Source organism: Trichocoleus sp. DQ-A2, assembly GCF_039961915.1.
GTDB lineage: Bacteria > Cyanobacteriota > Cyanobacteriia > Cyanobacteriales > FACHB-T130 > FACHB-T130.
The window spans coordinates 114,381-133,455 of sequence record NZ_JAMPKD010000010.1; the positions used below are offsets into that span (position 1 = coordinate 114,381).

The window sequence follows — 19,075 nt, forward strand, 5'->3', positions numbered from 1 at the left end:
ACCTCGTTCTAACCCGATTCCTATACCAGCAGCCTGCAAGAGTGACGGATTAGACATCTTATCATTTTTTAATGACGCCTAATATAAATCCCCGACGCTGGTCAAGGGACTGGTAAGCGACCCCAAGACATAGAGCCAGGACAAACAAATTGTAGGGGCTATCGTCAACACCAAGTCTAGACTGGGCTATGTTTTTAGCCGCTACTTTGAGAGCGAATGCTTCGCCCTATTGAGTTGTTGAATAAAGCGTCTTGCCGAACCCTGCGGTTATGCTTTTTATTATGAAGCTAAAAAAGCAGGCTTGAGAAGATAAAGTCATTGTTTTTTGATAGTTGTGCTGCTGACGCGCTGAGTTATTTTAGAAGTCTTGACTCTGTAGACACGCATCCAGCGTTATCCAGGTGTATGGCAAATACGCCCCTACAGAAGAGCTGCCCTATTTTATTGATGTTGTCGAATGATCAGGAGAACGACGTCACAGAGTGAGACGTTCGATGGTGTGGCGGGCATAATTGCCCCCGGTCGCCTAATCGCTTTCTCGCTCCCGTCCATTATTGCCCTCTCAGTTTACATGGCGACTTCTTCCCCGGTCGGAAGCACTAAAGAGCCAGTGTTAAAGGCACGGGAGAGCGAAGAAAAGAGCCAGATAGCACCACCGACTGCCAAGCAGATACCTGTAGCCCCCCACAAGCTCCCCCCCAAAGGATTACAGTTTTATGCCGCTCTCAGCAGGCCCAACAAGTTGCCCAGTCAAGCGTTGCCTGTTGCAGCTCCCACTGGGAAGCTTCAAAAATTACCGGCACCGGAATTGCCCCTAACCACACAGGCGTTGGTGCCTTCAGCATCGCCTCAGATTTCTCGGTTGGGTTATCAAGTTTCTATCAACGGTCGCACGTTGCCAGCCACTTGGAGTCAGTGGCGGGTGGGAAAGTCTGTCCGTACCGGAATTAGCGACGCCGGGATGAGTCAAACATTGGGGGTAGAGCTTTTAAATACTGGAGATGTCACCAGACAGCCGGTACAGTGGTTTTCCCGACCGGCAACGGAGCCGCTAATGTTGGCGACGCAGGCAGTGGGGTCGTATCGCTATCTAGATATTACTGATTTCGCCCAGAGAGCCGGTTGGCAGATGGAGGTAAAGGGCACCAAGCTCTTGATTTCCTCTAAGCCAGCGCAAGTGGCAGATATTCAACCAGCACTGCAACCGAGGGGTTCGCGCATGACGATCGAGATCGATCGTCCGACGCCGTGGCAAGTGAGAAAAGAGGGTGAAGAATTAGTCGTTACAATGGATGCAGTGGCTACTCCCGCTCTCCTCCAGCGTTTTTCTTCCGCTCCAGTACCGCTGCTACAGGCTCCGAAGCAAGGGAAGGTCGCAGAGAAGGACAGGGAAACAGAAGGAGAGATTCCCTCGATAGTTCCACTTCCCCATCGCTCGAAATTACCGACTCCAGTGGTGGAATCAATTCAGAACCAAACTCAAATCCGTATCAACATTCCAGCCGGTCTGTCTCCTCGCTTTTCCTCCCTACCCAACCCGAATCGATTGGTTATCGATTTTCTACCAGAGGCGATGGTAGAGCGAGATATTCTTTGGGCGAAAGGAATCCGCTGGAAACAGCAGTATGTGAGTTTGGGTTCTTCCCGATTTCCGGTGGTCGGACTGATATTGAATCCCCGTCTTCAGGGGGATGTCAACTTGCCCTTTTTTAAAATGAAACCGATCTGGAGCCATCCTTCCAAGATGGTGGGAGTCGCTCCCCTGAGCGAGACAGCCCAGATGTGGCACGCCTCGGCGGCAGTCAACGGGGGCTTTTTTAATCGCAAGAACCAGCTACCTTTAGGCGCAATTCGGCGGGATGGGCGCTGGTTATCCGGGCCGATTCTGAATCGAGGCGCGATTGCCTGGAATGATACGGGAGCAGTAAAAATTGGGCGTCTGGCACTCCAAGAAACTTTAATGACCGCAACGGGTGCGCGGTTGCCAATTCTTTTCCTCAACAGTGGCTACGTCAAGGCAGGCATTTCCCGCTATACCCCGGAGTGGGGAGCAACCTACACGCCTCTCATTGATGATGAAATCATTGTCGTTGTTCAGAACAACCAAGTCACGAGCCTTCTACCCGGAGGGATTGCAGGGAAAACTGCATTTCCCATTCCCCGCAATGGTTTCTTACTCACCCTACGCGCCAACCGAGGACCAGCCAGTTCTCTCCCGCTTGGTACGAAAGTATGGGTAGAGGGAGCTACTGTCCCTGCTGACTTTAACCGTTACCCGCACATTGTTGGTGCTGGTCCCCTTTTGTTGCAAAATCGGCAAATTGTGCTGAATGCCAAAGGCGAGCAATTTAGCGACGCTTTCGATAAGCAAGCCGCAATTCGCAGTGCAATTGGAACGACCGCAGACGGCAACCTAATGATTGTTGCCGTTCACAATCGCGTTGGTGGAACTGGGCCTACCTTGAGAGAAATGGCTGCCCTGATGCAAAAAATGGGTATCATTGACGCCCTCAACCTCGACGGTGGCAGCTCTACCAGCCTCTACTTAGGGGGGCAGCTCCTAGATCGCCCTCCCTCCAGTGCCGCCCGCGTTCACAACGGTCTTGGTATCTTCTTCCAGCCCACCCGGTAGTCGCTGATTTAGGATTTTTTTACGATTTAGCCAATTTGTCAACCGTTAAAACTTCTATGAAGACTTGATGTAGATTGCGAGGATTCAGTAGTTTACGGTTACAACAGCCTGGTTTGATTTGCTATGTTTGGCAAAGATTCCCTCAATGTGTCAGCGATCGCTCACTACAATTGTCCATTCTCAAAATGTATTCACCATGCTGACAAAGCAACGGTTTTAAGGAGAAACATCAATGGCTCAGGCGCAAGAAATTTCTCAAACTTCTGCCTTCCCTTTACCCAGTTCGATAGCCACCAACGGAATTGCTGCAACGGAATTGCGCCCTTGGGGTTCTTTCACGATTCTGGAAGAAGGGCGAGGCTACAAAATCAAGCGCATTGAAGTAAAGCCTGGTCACCGGCTCAGCCTGCAAATGCACTACCACCGTAGCGAACACTGGATCGTGGTTTCAGGCACAGCGAAGGTTGTTTGTGGCGAGCAAGAACTGACCCTTAGCAGCAATCAATCGACCTATGTTCCTCAATGCCATACTCATCGCCTAGAGAATCCTGGTGTCATTCCTTTGGTATTAATCGAGGTTCAGAATGGGGAATATTTAGGAGAAGATGACATTGTTCGTTTTCAAGATGACTACTCCCGCAGTCAGCAAAAAAAGTAGGCTAGGGTTCAAAGTTGGGTAGCTCGACGAGCGACTACCCGATTTCAGTATTTTTTTGAAATCAAATTTTCTAGGGCGTTCTTCCATAATCAGGTGGGAGTCGCCCTAAATTGTTTCCAAAGGGTATGCGATCGCGCCGCAGTCCAATTCTATCTTTCATTCATCTATTGCATTCCCACGGCTCTTGTCATTCCCGGACGAGCCAGGAGTCATCTAAAGCGAGACGAGTGTTTCTACTCAGTGAGACCTGTGAAACTGGACAAGTTTTCTGATTTCTCTTGCAGGGGTAGCGGTTGGGCGTTAAAACATCTAAGGCTGGCAAGCAAAACCAGAGCCTTGGGGACTAATCTAGAATAACTGCCAGAACACTGCATCTACCTCATGCTGGGAAAAACGCTCAGTGGTCGCTACCAAATCATCAAACACTTGGGAGGCGGGGGGTTTGGTCAAACTTACCTTGCCGAAGATCAGCAGCTACCGGGCAATCCACAATGTGTCGTTAAGCAACTCAAACCCAAGGCTAACGATTCATTAACGTTGGAGGTAGCTAGACGTTTATTCGATCGGGAAGTTCAAGTCCTCTATCGCTTAGGTAATCACAATCAAATTCCTCAACTTTTAGCTCATTTTGAGGAGGAGCAAGAGTTTTATTTAGTACAAGAATTCATCGAAGGGCACGAACTCAAGCAAGAATTACCTGTTGGGAAGCAACTGAGAGAGGACTTCGTCATTGTTCTTTTACAAGACCTCTTAGAAGTCTTAGCGTTTGTCCATCAGCAAGATGTCATCCACCGGGATATTAAACCGTCAAACTTAATTAGGCGCAAGCAGGATGGCAAATTAGTCTTGATTGATTTTGGAGCCGTTAAAGAAGTTGGCACTGAGACAGTCAGTTCTTCAGGAGAGACAACTTTAACAGTGGTAATTGGTTCCCCCGGTTATATGGCAAACGAACAACTCAGCGGTAAACCCCGATTCAGTAGCGATATTTATGCTGTAGGTATGCTGGGAATTCAAGCCCTTACCGGATTACCGCCATCTCAACTGCCAGAAGACTCCAGAAACAGTGAAATTTTATGGCGCGATCGCCTGCCGGTCGGGACGCGGTATACCGTGCCCCTACTAGACGTTTTAGACAAGATGGTGCGCTATGACTACCGCCAACGCTACCAAACAGCAATAGAAGCTTTGCAGGCGCTCCAGCAGCTCAATACTGACTTAGTAACGCAGCCGATGACACCCCCTCCTTATAACATCAGGTCATCACCTACTGCTTCTTTGCTACCCGTCACGCAGACTCTGTCGATTCAAATCTCATCAGCAAGGCAACCGACAAACCAGAATTCTTCTGTGGCGATATCGGTCATTCAGAAAGCACCACCAAAGTCTGATGAAGAAGGGATTTCTACTATCCAAAACAAGGCTCCTGTACTAATAAGAATTGGCGCGGGTATTGCTACAGCTCTAGTTCTGACAGTCGGAATTTTCTATTTTCAAAGACCTCATACCATTGGAGAAAAACCACAAGAAATTGCTTTAGTCAACACCCTCCCCGGTCATGCAGGCGGCGTTACATCGATTGCAATTAGCCCGGATGGTCAGTTCCTTGTCAGTAGCAGTCTCGACCAGACGATTAAGATTAGAAACGTCCGCAGCAAAGAAATCATTCACACGCTGACCGGGCATTCAGGATATGTTTATTCTGTTGCCATCAGTTCGGATGGTCAGACCCTCGTGAGCGGGAGTGCCGATAAAACAATTAAGGTGTGGAACCTGCAAACAGGGGAACTGCTTCGCACCCTGAGGGGGCATTTAGGGGATGTGTATTCCGTTGCGATTAGCCGAGATGGGCGAACCCTTGTTAGCGGTAGTCAGGACAAAACCATCAAGGTGTGGAACCTGCAAACAGGTGAATTGGTGCGATCTCTGATCGGGGTAAAAGAAGGGCTAGATGAGGGTGTTCGGAATGTTGCCATTAGTCCAGATGGACAAACACTGGTCAGCAGTAACGTTTATGACATCAATGTGTGGAATTTGGAAACAGGCGGACTGCGCCGCACCTTTGGGGGACATATCGAGGCAGTGAGAGCGATCGCGATTAGCTCGAATGGTGAAACCCTAGCCAGTGGCAGTCCAGATGGAACTACAAAATTATGGAATTTACAAACAGGCAAACTGCTGAATACGTTTCCTCATGGATCTCGATTGCCAAATGGCTCTTTTTCTGGAGGAGTGTATGCGGTTGCCCTCAGTCCAGATGGTCAGATGCTCTTTAGTGGCAGTGGTACTAAGGAAAACAGCCTAAAATTGTGGAATCGGCGGACTGGAGAATTGATTCGCACCCTGGCGGGACATTCCAACACGATTTTCGCAATTGCGATTAGTCCGGATGGGCAGACGATTTACAGTAGTAGCCTGGATGGAACCATTAAGGTTTGGAGCGTGCCTTAAAGCTAGAAGCTTGGGAAAATAAGGGTAGAGAATCAAGGCTGAGGAAACAAGAGGGCGAAAAGCGATCGCGCTCATGCGAAGCGAGGGGTTAGCCTAGCGCTGACTTGTCAGTTCGCGTACTCTGTGGATTTCCCGATTCCCAAGGCTAAACTATCAGACAACTACACTGTACAAATGTCATGCTGGGAAAAACGCTCAGTGGTCGCTATTACATCGTCAAACACTTGGGAGGCGGGGGTTTTGGTCAAACTTACCTGGCTGAAGATCGGCAGCTACCCGGAAATCCACTGTGTGTTGTTAAGCAACTTAAACCCCAAGCTACCGACCCCTTAACTTTACAAGTATCACAGCGTTTATTCGATCGAGAAGCCCAAGTCCTCTACAAGCTGGGAAAACACGATCAAATTCCCCAACTTTTGGCTCATTTTGAACAAGAGCAAGAGTTCTATTTAGTACAAGAATTTATCGAAGGGCATGAACTCAAGCAAGATTTACCTGTTGGTAAGCATCTGAGTGAAAATCAGGTAATGACTCTCTGTGGAGACATTTTAAAAATATTAGAATTTGTTCATCAGCAAGAGGTCATTCATCGCGATATCAAACCTTCAAATTTAATTAGGCGCAGACAAGATGGAAAGATCGTTTTAATTGACTTTGGGGCAGTTAAACAAGTTAGCGCTCAAAAAACTAACTTTGAAGGGAACACTACTTTAACGATTGCGATTGGTTCGCCCGGTTACATGGCGAACGAACAACTCGGTGGCAAACCGCGATTTTGCAGCGATATCTATGCAGTGGGAATGATTGGTATTCAAGCAATTACAGGAATACCACCCAGCCAGTTACCAGAAGATCCGACAACCAGCGAGATGATTTGGCGGGATAAGGTACAAGCCAGCCAGCCGTTCGCAGATGTTTTAGACAAAATGGTGCGCTATGACCACCGTCAACGCTACCAAACAGCAACAGAAGCTTTGCAAGCACTTCAATGGGTTAATTCCCAAATGTCAACGGGGGCTTATCATGTGCCACCCACACAAACCCTAACGCCTCCAGCAGCCACGAATCAACCAATTGTCACTTCTACACTATTACCTCAAACCGACCCATCTCAGCCACAAACAATCCAGGATGCTGTTGCTGAGTTATCAACATCCTCGGTCGATACACCCATTAGCAATGCTGGTTTTGCGACTCCTCGAAATAAACCTCATTGGCTGATCGGAATTGGAGTCGGTCTTGCCACTGCTTTCGCTCTAACAGCGGGGATTTACTACTTTCCGAAACAAAATAATTCATCACCCTTATTACAAATTGCAAATAGTCCATCACCGTCGTTGCAAAAACTTAATAATTCTTGGGATCGGGTAGAAAATATTGCTTTAGCCAATACTTTTATTGGAAATTCAAAAAATGTTTATTCGGTTGCGATTAGCCCGGATGGTCAAACCCTCGCAAGCGGTGGTGATGACAATACTATCAAGCTGTGGAATTTAGAGACGAGACAACAACTGCAAACCCTCAAAGGTCATTCAGACTGGGTTTATTCTATCGCCTTCAGCCCTGATGGGCAGAAGATAGCAAGTAGTAGTGGTGACGGAACTATTAAAGTGTGGAATTTGCACTCTGGGCAACTACTGCAAACCCTCAAATCAGGGCCTGAAGACCGGGTTTTTTCGATTGCGATTAGCCCAGATGGACAAACTCTCGCCAGTGGGAGTAAGGACAAGACAATCAAGCTGTGGAATTTGGGCACGGGGCAACTGAAAACTACTCTCAAGGGTCATTCAGGCTTTATTTTATCGGTTGCGATCGCTCAAAATGGACAAACCCTTGTCAGTGGCAGCGATGACAAAACAATCAAAGTGTGGAATCTGTCCACAGGTACCCTGATTAGCACCGTCTCTGAGCCTTCAAACAATGGTGTTCCTGCTGTCGCTATTAGCCCAGATGGTCGGATTCTCGCCACTAGCAACATTTACGACAAAATTTATCTATGGGATCTGCAAGAACTTTTGAAGGGTTGTAAAAGCGCACAGCCATGTAGCCCTACACGGACTATCTTTGCCCATAAAGACTATGTTAATTCGGTTGCTTTCAGTCCCGATGGGCAGACTCTCGCGAGTGGAAGTCGGGACAAGACAATCAAGCTGTGGAATCCACAAACAGGAGAGCTAAAAAGCCCGATTTCTAACCATTCAGGCGCTGTTAATTCTGTTACTTTTAGTCCTGATGGGAAAACCCTGGTCAGCAATGGTGAGGAGGGGAAAATCGAGGTTTGGCAATCGTCGCCCTAAAAGATTGAGGATCTTGAGATAACTTTTCTAGAAAGCCTAGAAAGCGATCGCCCTAAAACATTCACTATTTTTCTTGCAGCTTTTCTAAATCCTGGATAGTCAGACTCATGGGAACCTCCTTCTGCACCGAGCTGAGGCTATAGCTATCGTATCCTCAATTGCTAAACCTACAATTTGCCAAAATGGGATTGTGAACCATTCAACGAAACAATTGACTCAGCGCCCTATTTATCTCGATTGCCATGCAACGACACCTCTTGATGAGCGGGTGTTAGCGGCAATGCTGCCTTACTTTACCGAGCATTTTGGCAACCCTGCCAGTATTACCCATGTCTATGGCTGGGAAGCGGAAGCTGCTGTCAAACAAGCGAGAGCAATTTTGGCAGACGCGATTAACGCCACACCGGAAGAAATTGTCTTTACCAGCGGTGCGACGGAGGCAAATAATTTAGCAATTAAGGGCGTCGCGGAAGCTTATTTTCAAAAAGGACGCCACATTATTACTGTAGAGACGGAACATAATGCGGTTCTCGATCCTTGTGATTATTTGCGATCGCTTGGTTTTGAGGTGACTTTCCTCCCCGTCCAAAGCGATGGACTTATTGATTTAACCCAGTTAGAGAAAGCGATTCGTCCGGACACGATTTTAGTTTCGGTGATGGCGGCGAATAACGAAATTGGAGTTATACAGCCGTTAGCAGAGATTGGGGCAATTTGTCGCCAGCATCAGGTACTTTTCCATACTGATGCAGCCCAAGCAATTGCCAAAATTCCCCTAAATGTAGCGGCGATGAACATCGATCTGATGTCAATGACTGCCCATAAAGTCTATGGTCCTAAAGGAATTGGCGCTCTTTACGTCCGACGCCGCAACCCCAGAGTCCAAATGGCACCCCAAATGCATGGAGGCGGACATGAGCGGGGGATGCGCTCTGGTACTCTTTATACACCACAAATTGTTGGGTTTGCCAAGGCCGTAGAACTCGGACTCACGGAAATGGAATCGCACACGCAACGCCTCGTCCAGCTACGGGAACGCCTATGGCAGCAACTGAGCGGTTTGACAGGGATTCATTTAAATGGACATCCTACCCAGCGACTACCAGGAAACCTTAATATCAGTGTCGAGGGTGTAGATGGAGCGGCGCTAGTGCTGGGATTGCAACCAGTGGTGGCAGTATCTTCTGGATCGGCTTGTACCTCTGTCAAAGTGTCTCCCTCTCACGTTCTGACAGCGCTGGGACGCTCGGAGCTGCTGGCTTATGCGTCGGTGCGGTTTGGGATTGGAAGGCAGAATACAGCGGAGGAGATCGATCGAGTCGCACAGCACGCGATCGCGACGATTTCCAGTCTGCGTAAGCAAGCTTCGATTGTCGGTTAAGCGACCCAATCTGCAAACTTAGGCAGAGAAAGTTCTGGCTAACGCTACTGCCAATCTAAGTTACGTCCGATCGGCGTAACAGCGCGATATAATACATCACAATAGAAGCAATTGCGGATCGAGGCTCCATCGGGTTGCCCCTCGTGTGAACCTGTCATGGTGGCGCTCGCGCAGCTAGCTTTTCTTTGAGACTTTCTGTTCATTCTTGGCAAAGTCCAGCGTTCAGCCTTTTTGAAAAAGGATGGCACTGGCAACTTAAATTCATCGGGGAAGAGTTGACCCAGCTTGTCGGTTACTGATTCCAGTGACTATGGGCGATCGCACCTTTATTCTCTCTAGGTAGGGGCGGGTTTAGAATCTATCCCTGCTGTCATTGAACCAGAAGGTAAAACAAAACCGGCCCGTACAGAGTTGTTTCTGGCTGACACTGTTATTTTTTTTGAGCAAAAGTGAGAGTCACCTCGAAAGGATGAAGGATGTAGGGCGTAGACCGAAGGTCTTCTCGAAGAGCAGCCCTTCGTTGTACCCCGAAGGGTACGGAAGGATAAATGTATACATTCCATTCCGCCTTCTGCCAGTGAGCAACTTCCGCCTGTCTGTTGTGCCTAAGCTTGCTGCAAATTTTGAGGAAATTGAATGCCAAAGCAAATTATCATCGCAGAGCAGCATCGAATTGCTGCCGTATTTTGGGAAGATCAAATTCAAGAACTCGTCGTTGCGACTGGCAACCATCAAGTTGGAGACATTTATCTTGGCGTTGTTGAAAATGTCTTACCTGGGATAGATGCCGCCTTTGTGAACATCGGAGATACAGAGCGCAATGGCTTTATTCATGTTACTGACTTGGGGCCGTTGCGGCTAAAACGCTCTGCCGGTGCGATTACAGAACTGCTGACACCCCAGCAGAAAGTCTTGGTACAAGTGATGAAAGAGCCGACGGGCAACAAAGGCCCTCGGCTGACCGGAAACGTCAGCTTACCCGGACGCTATGTCGTGTTGATGCCCTTCGGACGGGGTGTAAGTCTCTCGCGGCAAATCAAGAGTGAAAGCGAACGCAACCGCCTGAGAGCCTTAGCGGTTCTGATTAAACCCGCAGGCATGGGGCTGATCGTGCGGACAGAAGCGGAAGGACGGTCCGAAGAAGCCATCATTGAAGATTTGGAGTCTTTGCAAAAACAGTGGGAGGCAATTCAGCAAGAGGTAAACTCCACTAGGGCACCAGCACTATTGAATCGGGACGATGATTTTATTCAGCGCGTCCTGCGAGATATGTACAGTGCGGAAGTCAATCGCATCGTGGTTGATTCCCATACGGGAGTCAAACGAGTCAAGCAATACTTACTGAGCTGGAGCGGAGGGCGATCGCCTGAAGGGGTTTTGATTGACCATCACCGCGAGCGTCTGCCGATTTTAGAATACTTCCGCGTCAATGCCGCGATTCGAGAGGCCCTCAAGCCCAGAGTCGATCTTCCTTCCGGTGGCTACATTATCATTCAACCGACGGAAGCATTGACGGTCATCGATGTTAACTCCGGTTCCTTTACTCGCTCCGCAACAGCCCGCGAAACGGTTCTGTGGACAAACAGCGAGGCAGCAACGGAAATTGCTCGCCAACTAAGGCTTCGGAATATCGCCGGTGTCATTATTGTTGACTTTATTGACATGGATCAGCGGCGAGACCAGCTGCAAGTGCTGGAACACTTTAACAAGGCACTGAAAGTAGATAAAGCAAGACCGCAGATTGCTCAACTCTCAGAACTCGGCTTAGTAGAACTGACCCGCAAGCGTCAAGGTCAAAATATTTACGAATTGTTTAGTCAGGCGTGTCCGACTTGCGGCGGCTTGGGGCATCAAGTTCGCCTTCCCGGTGAGCCTGCCCGAAATGGCGGGGAAATTGCCGAGCATTCTGTGCCAGTGCCTGTAAGGGAAGTCCGGACGGCACCTTATCGAAACGAACGAAACGAACGAAACGAACTTGGCGTCCGGGAAATGCCCCTCCCAGACATCCGTGAAAGTCGCAGCGAAGCCTTAGATTTAGCTGTTGATGATGATGATGATGATGACGCAATGGATTTGATGCATCATCCCAGTTATCAGGAACGGGGAGGAGTCAATAACAATAATCGCCGTCGTCGTCGCCGCCGTATTGGCGAACCTCCTGCAAGAGAGGAAATCACTAAAAATCCCGTTCGAGTCTCGACTTCTCCGCCACTGGTGAATCATTTCAGACAGAGTCCGGTGGCAGAACCAGAAGTATCCAGAGATACCGAGGTATTTACAGCAGCGCCATTGCCCGTTTTACCCGCTGTGGAAGAAGGTCGTCGGGCGTCAAGACCGGAGCGTCCTAAGCCTTCCAGGCAGGAAGTTGAACCGCCGGAGATTGTTTCGATTGAAATGACCCCAGAGCAACAAGATATCTATGCTTTAATGGGAATTTCTCCGTTGGTACTCCTGAATCGGCAGGTCAAAAATCCTAAATCAGCGATTGTTTCTGTCACCTTACCCGGAGAGTCTGCCCAAACTGCACCTGCACCGTCTGTAGAACCAAACAGGGAAGCTGTCAGCGTCATAGATAACATCATAGATAGGGATATTCCTGGCGTTGAGTCCGCGCTTGACGAGAAATTCTCTTATATATCCTCCGCCTACGAGGAAGATGAGATGAGAGATGGGGGAGATGAGACAACGGACGAGGAACCACCAACTCAGTTGGTGATGCCTGTGGTAATGCCCGAACCCGAAGTTCCTAGCGAAGAAGACACTGTGGAGAGTGCTTCTTCTGCATCCTCTAATGAAGCCGAAAGTAGCCCCGTGATAAACCGGCGGCGTCGTCGTCGGTCTTCTGCAACGGAGGCTTCTGAAGGCTGAAGGATGTTAGCGAAGCGGCGCTAACGCGCCGGATGAAGGATGAAACGAGAAAGACTGTAGGTATTTACCTAAAAATTCAGTTCCATACTGTTATGATTCATCCTTCATTCGTCAGAAGCTAAATTCTCAAGGAGTCAACGATCGTGTCGCCGCAAGTGCAAAATGCCCCCGCCGTCGTAAAGCGAATCCGCAAACCAAATTTCAACCCAGCCGATCTGCCAGAGTTAGCTGGCGATTGGGAACTGGTTGCCGGAGTGGATGAAGTGGGGCGCGGGGCTTTATTTGGGCCAGTGGTGGCAGCGGCTGTAATTTTACCAAAGTCTGCTTTTGAGGAACTTGCAGCCGCTGGGGTTAGAGACAGCAAACAGCTGTCTAGCTATCGGCGCAGCAAACTGGCAGAACACATTCAAGCGATCGCGCTTGACTGGAAAATCGGCTATGCCAACAATCAGGAAATTGACCAGATCAACATCTTGCAGGCGTCGTTATTGGCAATGAAGCGGGCTGTCACTAAGCTAAAGGTACAGCCGCAGATGTGTCTGGTTGATGGGAAGTGGTCGCTGCCAGACTTGGCGGTACCGCAACAGAATCTTGTGAAGGGTGATGAGCGATCGCTGGTCATTGCTGCGGCCAGCATTGTTGCCAAAGTGTGGCGCGACGACTTAATCATGCGTTTCGCCACCCAGTATCCTGCCTATCATTTAGCAGCTAATAAAGGTTACGGTACTGCTCCGCATCTCTTAGCTCTGCAACAATACGGTCCTTCGCGCTTGCATCGAATGTCTTTTAGTCCCTGTCGGGTGGGTAATCAATAAAAACAATTTACTGATGCCCTACTCCTGAGCAATTGAGTACAAGCGGGTTTATCCAAACATATTGCTGAGACAACAGATAAAACGAGCAAAACCGCTCTAATAATTTCAAAACTCAAAACTTTCGGAAGGCTGATTGCTAATTGCAGAGGACTGAGAATTAGTAGCGTTTGCCCAACGACGATAGTCTAAAAGTAACTGATGCATCAATCGTTGTTTGATAGTTAACAGTACACTTTTGAGTAGAGCATTTCCAGTCGCTTCTAAAAACGGCTTAGGGGTAAACAAAAAAGGCGGCGGCAGCTCTACTTTGACCTCTAAATCTGCTTTTCCTTTGAGATGAGTTGTTCCATTCAATTCGCACGGAGAAAGCTTACCAATTAAATTGAGAGCAAAGCGTTGGTTGATATATTCAACACCACGCAGTTCGCAATTTGTAGATGTTAAATGAACTGTTCCATCCGACTCTGCCCATACTCTTAAATCCACAATTGGTTGAATGCTCAGGGTCATAAAGCTTAAGGGACGCATTTTCAAACGAAAAAGCTCGTCACTGAGTTGTTCAATTCGAGTCGGATCGACTAGAGCCTGCACAAGACGTTGGGGCTGGCGCAAATAATGCTGAATGGGAACAGGTTGTTCCGGAACAGCAATTTGAACAGATTGGGAGGCAACAAATTGAGTTTGCATGAGAGGATGGTAACAGAATGTAATTCTGTACGCTAAATTAAATTAATTTTACTTTACAGTTCTTAAAAAAGCGGACAGAATTTTTTCTGGAGCTAAAATCCGTCCTAGTAAAGAAGGCATCAACTAAAGCATTTTGTAATTATAAAAATTTATGAAGCAGATCTCCTCTTTCGGAGGCATAAGAAATAGACACTGGGATAGGGCATAAAGTAGCTCCACTCTATCCCTTGCGAGGGACAGCCTCGTTAGCACCGACTTTCTGAGAAAGGTAAAAAAGGTGTCAGAATGACTATCACGGAAAAATAAAGGGCTAGCTTTAATGGTCGTATCCGTTGCACACTTAGGACCTCCTGGCACTTACGCAGAAGCCGCTGCTTTGGCTTATGTTAGCTGGCTAACCCAGATGGGAAAGGAAGCGTTGTTATGTCCCTATCCCAGCATTGCTCAGACACTCCGAGCCGCAGCACAGGGACAAGTGGATCTAGCTGTGGTGCCGGTAGAAAATTCGGTTGAGGGCAGTGTTACGACAACGTTGGATACCCTGTGGCAGTTAGATACGCTGCAAATTCAACAAGCTTTGGTACTGCCAATTTCTCATGCTCTGATGTCACGAGCGCCGAATTTAGAGGCAATTCAGACCGTTTATTCTCACCCACAGGCTTTGGCTCAGTGCCAGGGGTGGCTGGAGCGGTTTCTGCCGCAGGTGCAGCTGGTGCCGACAAATGCGACGACGGAAGCTCTCAAGTATCTGGATGAGGACAAAACAGCGGGGGCGATCGCTTCCTCTAGAGCTGCTCAACTCTACAATCTACCGATTCTGGTTTGCCCGATTAATGATTATGTTGACAACTACACGCGGTTCTGGGTGCTGAGTTTACAACCCGCTACCGGAGGCAGTTGTACTTCTTTGGCGTTCAGCGTTCCTGCCAATGTACCTGGGGCACTCGCCAAACTGCTTCAAGTGTTTGCCAGTCGTGACATTAACTTGAGTCGAATTGAATCTCGCCCGACGAAGCGGAGTCTTGGCGACTATCTGTTCTTTATTGACTTGGAAGCGAACACTACAGAGGCATCGGTTCAATCCGCGTTAGAAGAATTATCCACTTATACCGAAACGCTCAAAATCTTTGGTAGCTATTCAATTCTGCCGGTAGGGAAACTCTAGTCTTGGGACTGTAGTCTTTAAAACTCAAACCAGACGCTATATCGAGCGTCTCTACAAAATCCCAAACTTTTATGTTTCAATCTGCTCAAGGCATTCCCGGATTGCCCGATTTAACGCATCCGGCTGAGCTAATGAAATTTGGGGGGCAGGTACTGAGTACCTTCCTCATCATTGTGTTTCTAGTTGGTGCGTTGGGAATTGCGATCGCGCTGCTAAATTTCTCTCTCCGTCGAGATCAACCAGAACAAGCGCTTTTCATGGGTGAATGGGTGGTTCGCTACTCTCGATTGTTGCGAAGTTTACCCCACGCTGCCTTGGTTTTAATTCTAATGGTGGGAGGATTTTTTCTTAGCTCAACTTTAGGCAATCGGTACCACCACTGGGAACAAGCACGGGTCGCTCAGGTAGCTGCCAGTGTTGCCGGTGACAGGCTAGAGCAACCTGCACCCCAAGTGCGCTATGTCCTCAAAGAGCCTTACACTTATACCACTCAAGTTGAGGGTAAAATCGTCAAAGTCAACGATACGCGAGAAGTTAGCCGTTTGCTAACTCTGAGCGAATCGCAAGTTCAGGTAAAAATTGACCAAAGCACAGATGCCCAAGATCGTCGCGCAATTTATCGCGTTGACTACAGTGCCGATTATAAAGTTACCAACCCGCTGACCGATGTTAGCAATTTTTTCTTTGAAGTCCCGCCGCCTGCCGGTTACTCACTGCTGCAAAGCTATAAGGTAGAGCGGGACGGGACTCGCCTCCAGCAAGCAAATCCCGGTGACTATGGTTTTCCATTCCGTCTCGAACCTGGACAAGTAGCTAGTTTTAAAGTCAGCTATAAAGCTCAAGGCGGGCCGCGCTGGGTTTATAGTGCCACCGGGCAATTACTCTCCAATTTCCGCCTCACCGCGCTGGCGAACTTCCCTGGAGCGGATTTTGCTAGTGGGATTATCCCCACAGAAAGTAAGGTTGAGGGACAAGGCACTCGATTCACCTGGGTATTTGACGACAACGTTTCAGTCCAAAATCCATTTGGTGTCTTTACTTCGACTGGCCCAATTCGCAACACAGGTATCCTTCCCCGGTTGCTGTTACTCGCACCAGCCGTATTCTTGTGGTGGATATTATTGCTTTATATGTCGCTACCCATGAGCCTCAGAAATGTAGCGATCGCTGGCGGTATTTTCTTCGCTTGTCTGCTAACTTTGACTTATCTTAGCCGCCTGATTGATGTCAAGCTGGCTTGGACTCTCATCTCTATCGTCTTGCTAGCCTTAGCGTGGGGATTGGGGTCAAACCGCCGTGCGTCTCTTGCCGCCGTCATTTGCACGATTGCTGGTGCGGTTGTGCCAGTCTTAGGACTCGTCGTTCCTTACACGGGACTCACTCTCAGCGTAGCCGCTCTCTTGGGCGCTGTATGGCTTGCAGTTCGTCACTGGTATGGCTGGTATGACTTGCGAGCAGATGCTCGTGTTTAGTCCTTAGTCATTAGTTCTGAATCAGTGATTAGTTAAGGTTTTTGCACTGAACTAATCCTTGAAGACTAATGACTAACAACTAATGAAACTTACTGGAGCGCATCTTTGAGGACGGTACGAGCCGCGAGATGATTGCGAGTAGAAGTGAGAATTTCGGCTTCTCGCTCTAGGCGGGTTGTCGTATCTTGCATTTCCAGAAGGGCTTGCTGTTCAGATGCCACCCCGTAAAGATTGCTGGCAACCCAGTAGGATAATTCTCTGGGGAGGGTGGGCAAGTCTTCTGGTAGCTCCATGTCTTGGTCGGTCAACTTGGATGAGAGCCGTACCACATCTCTGAGCAGTTGTTCAACCTCAGAGGCTAAGGTTCTGAGGTCTTTTTCTGGTGGATGGTCTTCAATCCATTCCACCAAACCGACGCGATAAGGCTTTTCGCGGACGTACTCTAAGACCCTAAACCGCTGCTGTCCCAAGGTCAAGATTTTCATTCGGTCATCGGGAAGACGCTGGAAGTGGATAATTTCAGCGCAGCATCCCACGGCAGCTGGTTTACTTTGAACTGGGTCCCACATCAAAACCCCAAAACGGCGATCGCTTTCCAGAATCGTGTTCATCATGATTCGGTAGCGAAATTCAAAAATATGTAGCGGTAAAGGTCTCCCTGGAAATAGCACCACTTCGGGCAGTGGAAACAGGGGGAGTTCTCGAACTGCGATTGAGGAAGAGGATGCCATTGTCCCTATACTTGCTGTACGTGCGATTCTTTACTTACTTTAACCGATCTCTTTCCTAGAATCCCAACGACGAAGCCCTTTAGAGGTATCTCTAAAGGGCTTCGTCGAATGCAGACTCACAAGAGCGTGTATTTAAAGTTTGACTTCAATATCAACGCCTGCTGGCAAATCCAGTTTCATCAAAGCGTCAATTGTCTTGGAGGTGGGCTGATAAATGTCAATGATGCGGCGGTGAGTCCGAGTTTCAAAGTGTTCCCGCGAATCCTTATCAACGTGAGGAGAGCGCAAAAGACAGTAAATTTTCTTCCGGGTTGGTAAGGGAATGGGGCCAATAGCTGTTGCCTGTGTCCGGTTTGCCGTATCGACAATCTTTTCGCAAGAGGTGTCAAGCAAACGCCGGTCAAAAGCCTTCAAGCGAATGCGAATTTTTTGCTGCTGGATAGTTGCCATTTTCAGTTGTCCAGGTTCTAATTAGTGGTTATTTGTTAGGTTTTAGTTGCTACTAGAACGGCGGTTTTTTGCCGTACACGTACAGCTCTTGGAGTTTAGCATCTGATTTCAAGGACATAGATAAGGAGCAGAAAAGCATATGCTTTTCTGCTCCTTATTTGTTGGTCAAAATCCTACTTTAGGATCTTGGAGACGACGCCAGCACCAATGGTGCGACCGCCTTCACGAATCGCGAAGCGCATCCCTTGCTCAATTGCGATCGCGTTGATCAACTCAACGGTCATTTTGATCCGGTCTCCTGGCATCACCATCTCGGCGTTAGAGCCATCATCCGAGGTGAAAGCTTTGATGGTTCCAGTTACGTCGGTTGTCCGCACGTAGAACTGAGGACGATAGCCAGCAAAAAACGGTGTTTTCCGACCGCCTTCTTTTTCCTGAAGGATGTACACTTCAGACTCAAACTGAGTGTGAGGAGTAATTGTACCAGGCTTGGCTAGCACCATACCTCGCTCAATATCTTCCTTCTTCAAACCCCGAAGTAGAACGCCGACGTTATCGCCAGCCATCCCTTCATCCAAGGTCTTCTGGAACATTTCCACGCCAGTTACTGTTGTGCTGCGAGTGTCTCGAATTCCCACCAGCTCAACAGTTTCCCCAACTTTGACTTTGCCCCGCTCAATCCGACCAGTCGCAACGGTACCGCGCCCTGAGATGGAGAATACGTCTTCCACAGCCATCAGGAAGGGCTTATCAATATCCCGCTCTGGAGTAGGAATGTAAGCATCGACCTCATCCATCAACTTGTAGATTTTATCTACCCACTCATTCTCACCCCGTGGGGTCTTGGGATTGGCAGCCATCGCTTCCAACGCTTGTAGCGCCGAGCCGGCGACGATGGGAATATTGTCACCGTCGAATTCATAAGAACTTAGCAGTTCCCGGACTTCCAGTTCTACCAGTTCCAACAATTCTTCATCGTCCACCATGTCTTGCTTGTTCAAGAAGACAACTAGCCGGGGAACGCCAACTTGCTTAGCCAGGAGGATGTGTTCCCGCGTCTGAGGCATGGGGCCATCTGCCGCCGACACCACCAGAATGGCACCATCCATTTGAGCTGCACCCGTGATCATGTTCTTCACATAGTCCGCGTGACCTGGGCAGTCCACGTGGGCATAGTGGCGAGATTCGGTTTCATACTCAACGTGGGCGGTATTGATGGTAATACCGCGAGCCTTTTCCTCCGGCGCTGCATCAATGTCGGCATAACCCTTTGCTTTCGCCCGACCCATTGCTGCCAGAGTCATCGTAATGGCAGCGGTTAAGGTCGTTTTACCGTGGTCAACGTGACCAATCGTGCCGATATTGACGTGGGGTTTAGTGCGTTCAAACTTTGCGCGTGCCATGTATTACCTGTTCCTTTTTCCTTTTTCCTTTGCCAGTTGTCAGTTGTCAGTTGTCAGTTGGCTTT

General features: G+C 48.6%; 13 protein-coding genes. 9 read left to right on the top strand and 4 right to left on the bottom strand.

Annotated features, from left to right (window positions below; genetic code table 11):
- Positions 1-457: 457 nt before the first annotated feature.
- The 7 genes from NC997_RS12035 to NC997_RS12065 all read left to right on the top strand — a co-directional run bounded on the left by NC997_RS12035 (position 458) and on the right by NC997_RS12065 (position 13,102).
- Positions 458-2,632, top strand: coding sequence for a phosphodiester glycosidase family protein (locus NC997_RS12035; RefSeq protein WP_242031292.1), 2,175 nt, complete (start codon positions 458-460; stop codon positions 2,630-2,632).
- 232 nt (positions 2,633-2,864) lie between these two features.
- Positions 2,865-3,290, top strand: coding sequence for a phosphomannose isomerase type II C-terminal cupin domain (locus NC997_RS12040; RefSeq protein ID WP_190415385.1), 426 nt, complete (start codon positions 2,865-2,867; stop codon positions 3,288-3,290).
- Between the two features lie 381 nt (positions 3,291-3,671).
- Positions 3,672-5,741, top strand: a complete 2,070-nt coding sequence (locus tag NC997_RS12045; RefSeq protein WP_190525660.1) for a serine/threonine-protein kinase — start codon at positions 3,672-3,674, stop codon at positions 5,739-5,741.
- A gap of 179 nt (positions 5,742-5,920) precedes the next feature.
- Positions 5,921-8,038, top strand: coding sequence for a protein kinase (locus tag NC997_RS12050; protein WP_190525662.1), 2,118 nt, complete (start codon positions 5,921-5,923; stop codon positions 8,036-8,038).
- 211 nt (positions 8,039-8,249) lie between these two features.
- Positions 8,250-9,419, top strand: a complete 1,170-nt coding sequence (locus NC997_RS12055) for an IscS subfamily cysteine desulfurase (RefSeq protein WP_190525791.1) — start codon at positions 8,250-8,252, stop codon at positions 9,417-9,419.
- 636 nt (positions 9,420-10,055) lie between these two features.
- Positions 10,056-12,287 carry an Rne/Rng family ribonuclease gene (locus tag NC997_RS12060; protein WP_190525664.1) on the top strand — a complete coding sequence of 744 codons (2,232 nt, stop codon included), beginning with the start codon at positions 10,056-10,058 and terminating at the stop codon, positions 12,285-12,287.
- Between the two features lie 185 nt (positions 12,288-12,472).
- Entirely contained in the window at positions 12,473-13,102 is a 630-nt protein-coding gene (locus NC997_RS12065; RefSeq protein ID WP_347276072.1) for a ribonuclease HII, read from the top strand.
- Between the two features lie 105 nt (positions 13,103-13,207).
- Here the strand turns inward: NC997_RS12065 and NC997_RS12070 are convergent, their stop codons facing one another.
- On the bottom strand, positions 13,208-13,789 hold the full coding sequence (locus tag NC997_RS12070; RefSeq protein ID WP_190415395.1) for a DUF1997 domain-containing protein: 582 nt from the start codon (positions 13,787-13,789) through the stop codon (positions 13,208-13,210).
- Positions 13,790-14,108: 319 nt separating this feature from the next.
- Between NC997_RS12070 and pheA the strand changes: the two genes are divergently transcribed.
- Together pheA and NC997_RS12080 are read left to right on the top strand one after the other, a co-directional pair.
- On the top strand, positions 14,109-14,954 hold the full coding sequence (gene pheA / locus NC997_RS12075) for a prephenate dehydratase (protein WP_190525666.1): 846 nt from the start codon (positions 14,109-14,111) through the stop codon (positions 14,952-14,954).
- Between the two features lie 71 nt (positions 14,955-15,025).
- Positions 15,026-16,426 (top strand): hypothetical protein, encoded by a 1,401-nt coding sequence (locus tag NC997_RS12080; RefSeq protein ID WP_190427379.1) that lies wholly within the window; start codon positions 15,026-15,028, stop codon positions 16,424-16,426.
- Positions 16,427-16,515: 89 nt separating this feature from the next.
- Here NC997_RS12080 and NC997_RS12085 read toward each other — a convergent pair whose 3' ends face one another.
- The 3 genes from NC997_RS12085 to tuf all read right to left on the bottom strand — a co-directional run bounded on the left by NC997_RS12085 (position 16,516) and on the right by tuf (position 19,010).
- Positions 16,516-17,157 (bottom strand): LON peptidase substrate-binding domain-containing protein, encoded by a 642-nt coding sequence (locus tag NC997_RS12085; protein ID WP_190415401.1) that lies wholly within the window; start codon positions 17,155-17,157, stop codon positions 16,516-16,518.
- Positions 17,158-17,289: 132 nt separating this feature from the next.
- Positions 17,290-17,607 (bottom strand): 30S ribosomal protein S10, encoded by a 318-nt coding sequence (gene rpsJ / locus NC997_RS12090; protein ID WP_190415403.1) that lies wholly within the window; start codon positions 17,605-17,607, stop codon positions 17,290-17,292.
- A 173-nt stretch (positions 17,608-17,780) separates the two neighbouring features.
- Positions 17,781-19,010, bottom strand: a complete 1,230-nt coding sequence (gene tuf / locus NC997_RS12095; protein ID WP_190415405.1) for an elongation factor Tu — start codon at positions 19,008-19,010, stop codon at positions 17,781-17,783.
- Between the last annotated feature and the right edge of the window lie 65 nt (positions 19,011-19,075).